Annotated in this window: 12 protein-coding genes and 2 pseudogenes; 4 read left to right on the top strand and 10 right to left on the bottom strand. The window is 68.2% G+C overall.

What is annotated here, in order from left to right:
• Positions 1-210: pseudogene (locus HGB51_RS15915) on the top strand (IS91 family transposase); the annotation flags it as partial.
• A gap of 241 nt (positions 211-451) precedes the next feature.
• Positions 452-2,197, top strand: coding sequence for an alpha/beta hydrolase (locus HGB51_RS15910; protein ID WP_080376634.1), 1,746 nt, complete (start codon positions 452-454; stop codon positions 2,195-2,197).
• Between the two features lie 30 nt (positions 2,198-2,227).
• On the opposite strand, the gene HGB51_RS15905 is transcribed toward HGB51_RS15910, so the two are convergent.
• Both HGB51_RS15905 and HGB51_RS15900 read right to left on the bottom strand, forming a co-directional pair.
• The gene (locus HGB51_RS15905) at positions 2,228-2,671 is read right to left on the bottom strand and encodes a hypothetical protein (protein ID WP_047290313.1); all 444 of its coding nucleotides are present in this window, start codon (positions 2,669-2,671) and stop codon (positions 2,228-2,230) included.
• A gap of 384 nt (positions 2,672-3,055) precedes the next feature.
• Positions 3,056-3,310, bottom strand: a pseudogene (locus tag HGB51_RS15900) (IS91 family transposase); the annotation flags it as partial.
• Between the two features lie 69 nt (positions 3,311-3,379).
• On the opposite strand from HGB51_RS15900, the gene HGB51_RS15895 reads away from it, so the two are divergent.
• Complete coding sequence (locus tag HGB51_RS15895) at positions 3,380-3,853, top strand: hypothetical protein (RefSeq protein WP_127005324.1); 474 nt, start codon at positions 3,380-3,382, stop codon at positions 3,851-3,853.
• A gap of 575 nt (positions 3,854-4,428) precedes the next feature.
• On the opposite strand, the gene HGB51_RS15890 is transcribed toward HGB51_RS15895, so the two are convergent.
• Positions 4,429-4,821, bottom strand: a complete 393-nt coding sequence (locus HGB51_RS15890; RefSeq protein ID WP_047290294.1) for a hypothetical protein — start codon at positions 4,819-4,821, stop codon at positions 4,429-4,431.
• Between the two features lie 254 nt (positions 4,822-5,075).
• Between HGB51_RS15890 and HGB51_RS15885 the strand changes: the two genes are divergently transcribed.
• Positions 5,076-5,435: a hypothetical protein gene (locus HGB51_RS15885; protein ID WP_141739189.1), complete on the top strand. Its 360-nt coding sequence runs from the start codon at positions 5,076-5,078 to the stop codon at positions 5,433-5,435.
• 58 nt (positions 5,436-5,493) lie between these two features.
• Here HGB51_RS15885 and HGB51_RS15880 read toward each other — a convergent pair whose 3' ends face one another.
• Genes HGB51_RS15880 through mbhE form a run of 7 tightly spaced genes read right to left on the bottom strand, consistent with a single transcriptional unit; the run spans position 5,494 to position 11,138 of the window.
• Positions 5,494-5,835, bottom strand: a complete 342-nt coding sequence (locus tag HGB51_RS15880; RefSeq protein ID WP_047290293.1) for a cation:proton antiporter — start codon at positions 5,833-5,835, stop codon at positions 5,494-5,496.
• Complete coding sequence (locus HGB51_RS15875) at positions 5,832-6,143, bottom strand: MrpF/PhaF family protein (protein WP_047290292.1); 312 nt, start codon at positions 6,141-6,143, stop codon at positions 5,832-5,834. The genes HGB51_RS15880 and HGB51_RS15875 overlap by 4 nt, the downstream gene beginning before the upstream one ends.
• Positions 6,140-6,487, bottom strand: a complete 348-nt coding sequence (locus HGB51_RS15870; RefSeq protein WP_053506157.1) for a Na+/H+ antiporter subunit E — start codon at positions 6,485-6,487, stop codon at positions 6,140-6,142. The genes HGB51_RS15875 and HGB51_RS15870 overlap by 4 nt, the downstream gene beginning before the upstream one ends.
• 34 nt (positions 6,488-6,521) lie before the next feature.
• Positions 6,522-7,985, bottom strand: a complete 1,464-nt coding sequence (locus HGB51_RS15865; protein WP_053506158.1) for a complex I subunit 5 family protein — start codon at positions 7,983-7,985, stop codon at positions 6,522-6,524.
• The gene (locus tag HGB51_RS15860; RefSeq protein WP_047290289.1) at positions 7,982-8,410 is read right to left on the bottom strand and encodes an NADH-quinone oxidoreductase subunit K; all 429 of its coding nucleotides are present in this window, start codon (positions 8,408-8,410) and stop codon (positions 7,982-7,984) included. Before HGB51_RS15860 ends, HGB51_RS15865 begins: the two co-directional genes overlap by 4 nt.
• Complete coding sequence (locus HGB51_RS15855) at positions 8,407-8,850, bottom strand: MnhB domain-containing protein (protein WP_047290288.1); 444 nt, start codon at positions 8,848-8,850, stop codon at positions 8,407-8,409. The genes HGB51_RS15860 and HGB51_RS15855 overlap by 4 nt, the downstream gene beginning before the upstream one ends.
• Entirely contained in the window at positions 8,847-11,138 is a 2,292-nt protein-coding gene (mbhE, locus tag HGB51_RS15850) for a hydrogen gas-evolving membrane-bound hydrogenase subunit E (protein ID WP_070208641.1), read from the bottom strand. Before mbhE ends, HGB51_RS15855 begins: the two co-directional genes overlap by 4 nt.

Here is an 11,138-nt window from a genome sequence, read left to right as displayed (position 1 = left end):
ATTACGCACAGCGCTGACATCCGGCACATCCTGGACCACATCGGGGCAGATTCAGAGCCACCCCGCATCTCCCCGGCGCGCGGGCCACCGCTGTGGGATGACTGTAGTGATGCGCAGATGGATGACGGGGCGCAAACCGAGCCAGCAGACTGGGACCTGGCGGCGCAACCGGCACCGGACTTTGAGGTCGATCAGCGCATCAGTTGGTGAATGAACAAAGCGGCGATTTTGACTTGCCGCGAACTGGCTCTGCGTCCGGTACACGCCGAGCGCCGCAAATCACTCTCCTGAACGCCAAACCCTGGTGGTGAACCTGACACCTGGGCGGGAAAATCGAGTGTCTCAGCCGGCTTGATGGCGCTTCCGCGGTGCGATACTTGGCCTCATGCGGTTAAAACGCCTATCCGTGTCCGTATATTGGCCCAAGGGGACCACTCGCAGGGGATACTTGATGCAACAGGACGACGACGCTGCACTCGCTTCCGGTACTACATCCGATGGCTGGTTCACCCGGCTCCGGCGTTCGCTGCTGGCGCGCCTTGGCAATACCGGGCTCGTGCTGGGGACGTTGTTCTTCGCCGCCTCGCTCACGCCCAGCCTCACGCCACGGATCACGGTCGCGCAGGCGGTGCTGTCGGGCATGTGCCTGGCCGCCGGCTACGGCCTGGGCGTGCTGCTGCGCTGGCTGTGGGGATACCTGGAGCTGCCGCTCCCCGGGCCGGCGGGACAGCCGCGTCGCCGCCGTATCGCGGTCGTCGCCTGCGCGGTCATCGCCGCGCTCGCGCTTTGGCGCAGCCAGCATTGGGAAAACATCGTCCGCGAACTGATGCACCTGGCTCCCGCCGGTCCATCGCGCATCCTGGGCGTACTCGCGGGTGCGGCGGTCGTGGCGCTGCTGCTGGTCGTGCTGGGCCGCATCGCGCTGATGATCATCAAGGCGGTGATGCGCCTGGTCACCCGCAAGGTGCCGCGACGGATCGCGCACGTGGTCGGTGCGATCGCCGGCGTGCTGCTGCTGGTGGGCCTGGTCAACGGCGTGATCCTGTCCTCGTTGCTGGACACCCTGGACGCCTCCTATCGCCAGGCCGATGCACTGATCCCGCCCGACATGCCGCCGCCGACCGAATGGGACAGCCCCGGCAGCGCGCAGTCGCTAGTGGCCTGGAACCAGCTCGGGCGCATGGGCCGGCGCTACGTCGATGCCCGCCCCACCGCCGACGAACTCGCCGCCTACGCCGGTCCCGGCGCCAAGGCGCCGCTGCGCGTGTACGCGGGCCTGCCCACCGGCGACACGCCCGAAGAGCGCGCCCAGCTGGCGCTGGAAGAACTCAAGCGCGTCGGCGGCTTCGAGCGCAAGGCGCTGATCATCATCACTCCGACCGGCACCGGTTGGGTCGACCCGTCCGGCATCGACGGCATCGAATATCTCTACCGCGGCGATGTGGCCAGCGTCGCGGTGCAGTACTCGTACCTGTCCAGTCCGCTGACGCTGTTCCTGGATCCGGATACAGGCGGGGTCACCGCGCGCGCACTGTTCCGCGAGGTCTACGGCTACTGGCGCACGCTGCCGCCCGAGCGGCGGCCGAAGCTGTACCTGCACGGCCTGAGCCTGGGCGCGCTCAATTCGGAACGCTCGTTCGAGATGTTCGAGCTGCTCGGCGAACCATTCGATGGCGCGGTCTGGAGCGGACCTCCGTTCGCCGCCAGCAAGTGGGCCGGGCTGACCCGCTCGCGCAATCCCGGTTCGCCGGTGTGGCTGCCGCAGTTCCAGGACGGCTCGTTCGTCCGCTTCATGAACCAGGACGGCAGCTCCACCCCGCCCGGCACGCCGTGGGGCCCGATGCGCGTGGTCTACCTGCAGTACGGCAGCGACGCGGTGACGTTCTTCGACCGTCACAGCTTCTTCCGCGAACCGGAATTGCTCGATGCCCCGCGCCCGCCGGACGTATCCCCGGCGATGCGCTGGTATCCGGTCGTGACGATGATGCAGATGGCAATGGATACTTCGCTGTCGATGAGCGCACCAATGGGTTTCGGCCACGTCTACGCGCCATCGCACTACATCAACGCCTGGCTGGAAGTCACCGGCATCGACGACTGGTCGCCCGAAGACGTGGCCCGCCTGCAGCGCCACCTGGATGAGCGCCGGGCCGAAGAGCTGTCCAAGGATGGCGGCGAGGAGACCGTGGACGGCTGAACGTCGACGGTCTTGCGTGGACCGGCACCCTCAGTACATCCCGACCATGTTGAGGAACCAGCCCTCGTGGTCGTAGTCGAAGTCGGTCAGGTCGTCGCTGAACTCGGTGAAGTTGTAGCCGGCGCCGATGCGGAAGTTCTTGCCGATGTCGCGGTCCAGTCCGACCAGCCAGCCCTGCCGCGTGCCGCCGGCCTGCACGTCCAGCCAGCGGTATTCGGCCAGCGCGTGCCAGGCGTAGACCACCTCGTAGCGCAGCTGTAGCGCGGCGAAGTCGGTGGCCGAGTCGAACCACGGCCCGCTGCCGCGTCCGTAGCGCACCTCGCCCTCGCGCCGGGCGAGCTTGCCGGCCACTTCCCAATGCTGGTCGTGGCGGTAGACGCCTTCCACCGACAGCACCTGGGTTTTCTGGTCGTAGTCCTGCTCGCGCTGGCCCAGGCTGGAGAGGTCGTACAGGTAGGTGTAGCGGCCGAACATTTCCCAGCGCGCGCTATCCCACGGCCGCCAGGCGAAGCCGGCGTTGCCTTCGATGAAGCGCGCGTTCGCCAGGCGGTCGCGATGGTCGTCGGTGTCGGCGTAGTTCAGCCGGCCGGCGATGCGGAAGCGGGTATAGGAAGTTCAACCGCCCTTTTTTGCGAGTCTGGCGGGTAGGAAGCGGCCGCGCAAGCGCCGCTTTGGGCACAGATCGGGCACAGATCGGGGGTTCATGCGTGGGTTTTCGACATCGCGGGGCCACGCAGCGGCTCAGTGCGTAGCCATTTCTCACCGAATCCCGGCACAGGGCCGAGCGCAGCCCTGCGGGGTCGTGGCCGCATCGGATCGGACTCTGGCTTGGCTGCCGGCTGTGTGGCCGGCACCTCATCACGCGGCCGGCGGCGGGGCGCGCGGTGCGGGCCGGTAGTGCGCTTGCTCCAGCGCGCCGTGTTTCTCGAAGTGGGCGAGGATGGCGCGGATGGCGGTGGGTTCTTCGATGCTGGCGACGATCCGTACCGCGCCGCCGCAGTGGGCGCAGGTGGTGATGTCGATGGAAAAGACCCGCTTGAGCCGTTGCGCCCAGCTCATCGCACGGCGCTTCTGCTCGGGGCTGCGCGGCTCGTCGTGGGCGCTGACGTTGACCACTTCCGGGCCCAGGCGCAGGAGCAAAGGGCACGCGAGCAACGTCAGCACGAACAGGCCCTTCAGGCGTTGCAGGTCGAACTCCGCCAGGCCGCGGACCAGGTCACCGCCAAGAACGCGGAGCTGCTGAGACTCAATCGTGATAACGGCCGCCTGCTTGAACAGACCACGCACCAGCAGAAGGCGTTGACGGAGGCCGAACGCGAGGTCCGCAAAGCTCGTGAAGAACTGGAATCCTTGCGACCGCTTCCGGCACAAGTGACATCCCTCGAACAGCGAACGGCAAAGGCGATCACAGACGCAGAGGTGCTGCAGTCCCACCTGGACCAGGCGAGATCGCAACTTGAGCAAACGCGCCGAGAGCTACGCGATTCCGAACTCGAACGCGAGCGAACCCAGGCTCGGTTTGAAGGCATGCAGGCCGCGTGGGCTCAGCGTGATGCGACATTGACGCCGGCGACGGAGCCCGTCGAGCGCACCGGCAAGCGTCGCGTGCGTCCGCCTGCAGCCGAAGAGGCGACCCAAGACCTTCCTCTGAAGTAATGGGCGCCAGCGGCGCGGCGAAGGAACACAACGTCTCACTGATCTGCGGTGGCGAAATTGCTGCAGCGACAATCGGTTACCGAAGATTGTCGGACTTTTCCCGAATTAACGGCCAACCCTCGGTAACGGTGTTCATGTGAAATCTCCTGTCCCACAAGGGGACCTTGTTCAAACAATGGAAGACATAGTGAAAAGGTTGGGAAGTCAGTCGTTGCTGTGCATGGGCGCTCTCCTTGGGTGTTGGGCTCCGCAGGGGCCGCGAAGCCCTTCGCGGCCATGGGCAGCAGCTGGGGCCGGCGCGGGTGCGCCGTCAAGGGAGGAAGCGAAGGCGCTGGCGCGGCCCGCAGGCGCAGCCGAGGACACGGGCGCCGCAGCGGCCCTTGACGGGGGGAGCGCCCGCAAAGGCCAGGCAAGCCGGTGAAACCGGCGCGCAGGGGGTGCGAATCGCGCAGCACTGCCGGAGAGAAAGGGGTCGGCCCATTGGGTTGAGGGTCAACCCCAACAGCGCAGCACAGCATCAGAAAAGCGCCGCTCCCGCGATGTACGGGGCGGCGCCACAAGGCCTCAACGCAGCGTCAATCTGTCGCAGGCACCATCGCCTGCAGTTGTTCGATCACGCCAAGCTCGACAAAGACACACGGCTGCTCGGCCGCGACCGGAACGTTGAACACCCGGGCGAAGGCATCCCGCTTCAAATGCGCCAGCCGCCCGGTGCGGTACGCCTGATCAGGCTTCATCAGGCCCGAACCCGACGGCGTTCCGCTGCGCTGCGGATCGCATTCGACCAAGGCCACGAAGCCCTCCGAAAACAGGCGCTGGTGCTTGGGACACAGCCCCCAGCCCGTCGTCGTGTGGTGCTTCATGCTCGCGCGCAGGCGCCGGTCGAGCAAGATGTTGCCGGTATCAAAAGCAGTGCCGCACACCAGACAAAGCTGCTGCTCCAGCGAAACGTGTGATTTGTCGTCCATGACCAACTCCGGTGATCGGGCGGGATTGCCCGAGACCGGAAACGGCACGCCGCAGCGCAGCGGTCACAGGTTCGAAGACGGCCGAACGGCCGCCAGCGACCACAGGACGCGCAGACCTTGACAGCGAGAACGGTGTGCAAGGATGAAGGGATCAGCAAGCCAGCCCCACCACACAAGCAGGCACGAAACAGGCAAGCGCAGCGCGCAGGCCGGGGGCCCACCGACGGCCGGAGCGCGTCAGAGATCGGAGCCGAATGGCTGCGACCCGCAGGGGCGCGGGGCGCAGCCCGCAGAGCCCGACGGAGGTACGCCGAGACGCGAACGCCAATCTCTCGCACCAAACAACATCAAGTTCTGCGAGAACCACCGATGTCAAAGAACAAGCTACAAACGAAAGCAATGAATACACCTCGACCCAGCGGGCCAAAGCACAGTACGTACAGGTGGCGCCAGCCATGCGCTCGACCAAGGTTTCCCTCGTAGCCGCCTACACCAGACCCCATATTGCCGGGGACTTCTATACCGACAACCAGTTCGTCAGTCTCGTCACCGAAACCCCCGCGACTTCGGTGTATGCATGCTCGTTGTTCAGAATAACTGGCAGCTTGATTTGAACGGCAGCAATTCAACGCTCTTGGCTGAGTTTAATCAGGCGCTGACGGAACACCTGTTTCAGTCAGGCGTTCCGTCCCAGTCCGTGTTGGAGACGAACTCCGCCGCGTCGACCGCTTGAGCCAGACCCCCTTCGCGCACTGCAGCCCGTGCCAGTAGGTGAGAAGCCACCGGCAAGGTCGCCAGCAGAAAACCCAGGATCAGCAGCAGCCGCCAGGTCCAGGCCGTGTCCTGGGCCACGAGCAAGGCGCCCACGCACACGAGTGTCAGCGCCAACGTGCCCGCCTTCGTCGCCGCGTGCTGGCGGGCCAGTGCATCGGGCAACACGATCACGCCCCAGGCTGCGATCACCAGCAACACCGCGCCAGCAGCAAGCAGCAGCCCGCCCAGGGTCGTCATCATCGCCGCTCCTCCTGCGTATCGGACGGCGCCGACCGCTCGATCAAGCGTGCCCACCCCACCGTCCCCACGAAGCCGACCAGCGCAAGGCCGATGGCCACGTCGAGGAACACGGTGCGGCGGGTGGCCAGCGAGGCCGCAACGCACAGCGCCACGGCGGCCGCCAGGAAGATGTCGAGGGCCACCACGCGATCCGCATGCCGAGGCCCGCGCACGATGCGCACGGTGGCGATCAGGGTCGCGCACAGCGCCAGCAAGGTGAGCACCGCTGTGGCCCAGCCCACCGAGGCCGCGTTCAGCAGCCCGTTCATGCCGACTCTCCAAACCAGGCCAGCAGCGGCGGCTCGAAGTCGCGCCGGATGGCGTCGACCTCAGCCGCCGCGTTGTTCGCGTCGAGCACGTGCAGCACCATCTCCCGGCGCACCAGGTCGATGTCGATCACCGTCGTCCCCGGCGTCAGCGAGATCATGCAGCCCAGCAGCGCAGCGCCCTGTGGACTCATCGGCGCGAAGCCGATGCGCACGAAGGTCGCCACAGGCGGCGTGCCGATCACCAGGCCGCGCCGAATGATCGCGGCAACCGTTTGCACGCCCGAGGCGAGCATCGCCCAGCCAAAGCGCAGTGGCAAAAGGACGGCGGCGGTGAGCTTGTTCATGCGGCACGGCAATTCATGTGGCGGCTCCTGCGGTTCATTTCCGGCCCAGCGTCGCGGCCGCGGCCTGCGCGAACTCGATCAGTGTCTGGGGTGCAAATCCGATCGCAAGCGTCACGGCCGCCAGGCTGACCGTCGCCGCCCAGGCCGGTGCGAGCGCCACGCGCCGCGCTGGCCATACACCTTCCGCATCGGCCAAGGGATGGGGCTTCCAGAAGGCCTCGGTCCAGATCTTCATCATCGAGTAGAGCGTCAGCACGCTCACCAGCAGGGCCAGCGCGGCCCACGTGTAGCGCCCCTGTGCAAAGGCCTCCTGCAGCACCAGCAGCTTGGCCCAGAAGCCCGACAGCGGCGGAATGCCTACCAGCGACAAGGCCATCACCGCGAACAGCAGCGCCAGCATCGGCCGTGCGGCGGCCAGGCCACCGATGCGCCGCAGGTCGTAGCTGCCGGCCACGCTGGCCACCATGCCGGCGGTCAGGTACAGACTGGCCTTCACCAGGCTGTGGTGCAGCGTGTAGAACAGCGCCGCGGCATGGCCGGCCGGGCCGCCCAGTGCCACCGCCAGCAGCACGTAACCGATCTGGCTGACGCTGTGGAAGGCCAGGATGCGCCGTATGTCCCAGTGGTGCGCCGCGCCCAGCACACCAGCCACCATGGTGGCCACCGCCACCCAGCCCAGCACCTCGTACAGCGCCGCACCTTCGGGCATGAACACGTCGCCCAGCATGCGCAGCACGGCGTAGGCCGCCACCTTGCCCAGCAGCGCGGCGAACAGGGCCAGCACCGGCGCGGGCAGCGTGGGGTAGGACGCCGGCAGCCAGGCATACAGCGGAAAAGCCCCGGCCTTCAGCAGCAGCCCCACCGTCAGCGCCGCCAGCAACGTGTGCAGCAGGGCCGGGTCGAGCTGGCGCGCCGCCAGTGCCAGCCCGCCGTAGTTGAGCTGCCCTGTGGCGGCATAGAGCAGCCCGATGGCGGCCAGCAGCAGGAGCGTGCCGAACAGGTTCAGGCCCAGGTACTTGAAGGCGGCATCGAGCTGGTCGCGCCGGCCGCCCAGCGCGATCAGGCCCAGGGCGCAGATCAGCATCACCTCGAACCAGACATAGAGGTTGAACAGGTCGGCGGTGCTGAAGGCACCGGCCACGCCGGCCAGCGTGCCGTGCAGCAGCGGCAGCAGCAGCCGGTGGCGCGGACCGGGGTCGGCGTCGCTGCCCAGGAAGATCAGCGTGACCAGGCCCATCAGCGCCGTCAACAGCAGCAAGGCGGTGGACAGGCCGTCGAAGCGGAACTGAATGCCGTAGGGCGCGGGCCAATCGCCGAAGCTGACGCCGACCGGGCCGCTGGCGCTGACCTGCGCCAGCAGCGTCACCGCCGCCCCCAGGAAGCCCAGGACGCCGACGAAGCTGATGGCCTGCTGCGTGCGGGACCGGCCCGAGAACAGCGCCGTCAGGCCCGCGGTGGCCAGCGGCACGAGCACGGGTGCGGTGGCGACGATGCTCACGTGTCGGCCCTCTGCGGCCGCGCATCGTCGTCGGCATGGACGGCATCGAAGGCCAGCGGCGGCTTCACGGGGTCCGCCGGCTCGGGCTCCACCAGCCGCAGCGCCAGCGCATCGTCGGTGCCGACGCGCCGCACCAACTGCATGACCAGCACGAGCGCAAAGCACATCAGCGCGAACCCGATCACGATGGCGGTCAGCACCAGCGCCTGCGGCAGCGGGTTGGCCGCCTCCTGCAGCACCCGGCCGCCCGCCTCGATCACCGCCGGCTGCGCCGACCCCAGGCGGCCCGCGGCCAGCAGCAGCAGGTTCACCGCGCTGCCCAGCAGCGCCAGGCCCACCACGCAGCGCAGCACGTCGCGCGACAGCGCCAGGTACAGCCCTGCGGTCAACGTGATCCAGAGCGCGAAGGCGACGGCCCAGATCATTGCGCGCCCTCCTCCGCCTCGTCGCTGTCGAGCAGTGCGATGGCATAACCCCCCAGCGCACCCCACACGCACAGGTAGACGCCGAGATCAAACACCAGCACCGTGGACACCGGCAGCGTCGTGAAGCCCAGCGGCACACCGGCCCACAGGTGCGTAAGGTAGGCCTTGCCCATCAGCCAGGCCGGCAGGCCCGACAGCGCGCCGACCAGCACGCCCAGCGCCGCAAGCCGCACCGGCGAGCGCAGCGGCAGGCGCTGCGTGGCGGCATCGGGTCCGTGCGCGACGGCCCACAGCACGCTGGCGGTCACCGCCAGCAGGCCGCCGATGAAGCCGCCGCCGGGCTCGTTGTGGCCGCGCAGCAGGACCACCAGCGACGCGGCCAGGATCACCACGTACAGGGGCTTAGCCACTACCTCCAGGATGACCAGCCGGCGGTTCATCGTCCGGCCTCCGTGTCGCGCCGGGTGCGCACAGCACGCAGCAGCGGCACCGCCGCCAGCAGCGACAGCATCACGACCGTGATCTCGCCCAGCGTGTCCAGCGCTCGGAAGTCGACCAGAATCACGTTTACCACGTTGCGGCCCTGCGCGGCCGGCACACTGTGCTCGCCGAACCAGCGCGACAGCGTGTCGTCGAAGGGCAGCGCCACGGCGGCCAGCAGCAGCGCGGTCAGCACGGTGGCGAAGGCCAGCGACAGCACGAGCGCCATCGGACGCCAGACCGGCTCGGGCACGCTCATGGCCTTGCCTTGGCGTTTCAACGCCAACAGCACCGCCGCAACGACGATGACGAACACCGTCTCAACGACCACCTGTGTGAAGGCGACGTCCGGCGCCCCCGCAAAGAGAAACAGCACTGCGCTGCCGTAGCCCACGAGACCGGCACCCAGCAGCAGCACCAGGCGGTCCTTCAGCGTGGCGGCCGCCATGGCGCCGACAGCGATCAGTAGCACGGCACCGGCCACGCCCAATGGCGGCGCAGACCAGGCCGGCCAGGCCAGCGTGGGCGCGGCTGCCACCAGCGGGAGCCCGATGGCCAGCACCGCCGCGGCCGCCGCCACGGCCATGTAACCTGGCGAGCGTCCGTGCTGCAACGCCCGCGTACTGAACGCAGCGAGACGCGGAATCCAGTCCAGGGAACGTTCGTAGAGCCTGGCAAGGCCGAAGGTGGCTAGCCGCGGGGCAACCGCATCCACCATGCGGTGCAGCACGTCCCACAGCAGATAGACGATCGCACCCAGCGCCAGCGTGGTGGCAAAGGTCAGCGACTCTGCCAGCAGTGCCCGCGCCAGCGGCGCCAGCACAGGGCCGTCGCCGGCGGTCATGGCCACCCCCGCAGCTTCTACCATCGGCTGGGCCCAGGCCGGGAACAGCCCCAGCGCGACGCCGAAGCCGGCCAGCACCATGGGCGGCAGCACCAGCGCGGGACCGGCCTCATGCACGCCGGTGAGCGCGGGCTCGGGCGCGCGGTGCCAGAACACGCGCACGGCGGCGACACCGGCCACGGCCACCGCGATGGCCGAGAACACCGTGTTGGCCAGCGGCGCGAAAGCCAGCACGTTGTCGGCCGCCTTGGCGTCGCCGATCAGGTCCTTCACCACGAAGCCGAACGACAAGGGGATGCCGGCCATCGACATGCCGGCCAGCGCCGCCGCCGCCGCGGTCCACGGCATGGCGTGGCGCAGGTTGCCCAGTCGGTCGATGATGCGGGTGCCGGTGCCATGATCGACATTGCCAGCGACGAAGAACAGCGGCGCCTTGTACAGCGCATGCGCCAGCAGCAGCGCGCCCACAGCCACCGCAGCACCTTCGCCTGGCATGCCCACCAGCGCCACCAAGGTGCCCAGCGTGGCCACCGTCGACCAGGCCAGGATGCGCTTGAGGTCGCGCTCGCGCAGCGCCAGCACCATGCCCCAGGCGGCGGTGATCGAACCCGCGCCCTGCAGCAGCACCTGCCACAGCAGCCAGTCGTCGAGGCCGGCGTCCAGCCGCGCCAGCAGGTACACACCCAGCTTCACCATCGTGGCCGAATGCAGGTAGGCCGACACCGGTGTTGGCGCGGCCATCGCGTTGGGAAGCCAGAAGTGGAACGGGAACTGCGCGCTCTTGGTGAAGGCGCCCACGATCACCAACAGGACACCCGCCGTCAGCAGCGGGGTGGGCGCGGTGGCCGGCAGGCGTTCGACGATCACGCTGATGGTGCTGGTGCCCATCACCTGCCCGATCAGGATCAAGCCCGCCAGCAGCGCCAGGCCGCCGGTGCCTGTCACCAGCAGCGCCTGCTGCGCCGCCTTGCGGCTGACCGCGCGTTCATGGTGGAAGCCGACGAGCAGGAAGGACAGCACGCTGGTGGCTTCCCAGAACAGGAAGAGCGTGAACAGATTGTCAGCAGTGACGCAGCCGATCATCGCCACCATGAACAGCGTGAGCTGCACGAACAGCCGCCGTTGCCCCGGGTGGCTTGCGAAGTAGCCGCCTGCGTAGACGAACACCGCGCTGCCCACACCCGTGATCATCAGCAGCATCAGCACCGCCAGGCCGTCAATGCGCCAGGCCAGCGAGATGCCCAGCGCCGGTATCCAATCGAGCGCACCCCCCAGAGGCAGCGGCAGCCACAACAACATGCCCACCACGACACCCAGCGCAGCCAGAGGCAGCACCGTGAAGGCGGCACGAGAGGCCAGCCCCATGCCGCCATCGGCCGCCGAGCTCAGAAGCGGCGTGCCCAC

The sequence above is a fragment of the Stenotrophomonas bentonitica genome (genome assembly GCF_013185915.1).
Classification (GTDB): domain Bacteria; phylum Pseudomonadota; class Gammaproteobacteria; order Xanthomonadales; family Xanthomonadaceae; genus Stenotrophomonas; species Stenotrophomonas bentonitica.
Note: the sequence above shows the minus strand (reverse complement) of the source record. Positions and strands in the feature narration are given on the sequence as shown.

Bases quoted from the DNA above. Each gene is read 5' to 3' on its own strand.
- HGB51_RS15855 (WP_047290288.1), bottom strand. From the start codon at position 8,850: ATGAACCGCCGGCTGGTCATCCTGGAGGTAGTGGCTAAGCCCCTGTAC.
- HGB51_RS15880 (WP_047290293.1), bottom strand. From the start codon at position 5,835: ATGATGACGACCCTGGGCGGGCTGCTGCTTGCTGCTGGCGCGGTGTTG.
- HGB51_RS15910 (WP_080376634.1), top strand. From the start codon at position 452: ATGCAACAGGACGACGACGCTGCACTCGCTTCCGGTACTACATCCGAT.
- HGB51_RS15860 (WP_047290289.1), bottom strand. From the start codon at position 8,410: ATGATCTGGGCCGTCGCCTTCGCGCTCTGGATCACGTTGACCGCAGGG.
- HGB51_RS15870 (WP_053506157.1), bottom strand. From the start codon at position 6,487: ATGAACAAGCTCACCGCCGCCGTCCTTTTGCCACTGCGCTTTGGCTGG.
- HGB51_RS15905 (WP_047290313.1), bottom strand. From the start codon at position 2,671: ATGTTCGGCCGCTACACCTACCTGTACGACCTCTCCAGCCTGGGCCAG.
- HGB51_RS15890 (WP_047290294.1), bottom strand. From the start codon at position 4,821: ATGGACGACAAATCACACGTTTCGCTGGAGCAGCAGCTTTGTCTGGTG.
- HGB51_RS15875 (WP_047290292.1), bottom strand. From the start codon at position 6,143: ATGAACGGGCTGCTGAACGCGGCCTCGGTGGGCTGGGCCACAGCGGTG.
- HGB51_RS15885 (WP_141739189.1), top strand. From the start codon at position 5,076: ATGGCTGCGACCCGCAGGGGCGCGGGGCGCAGCCCGCAGAGCCCGACG.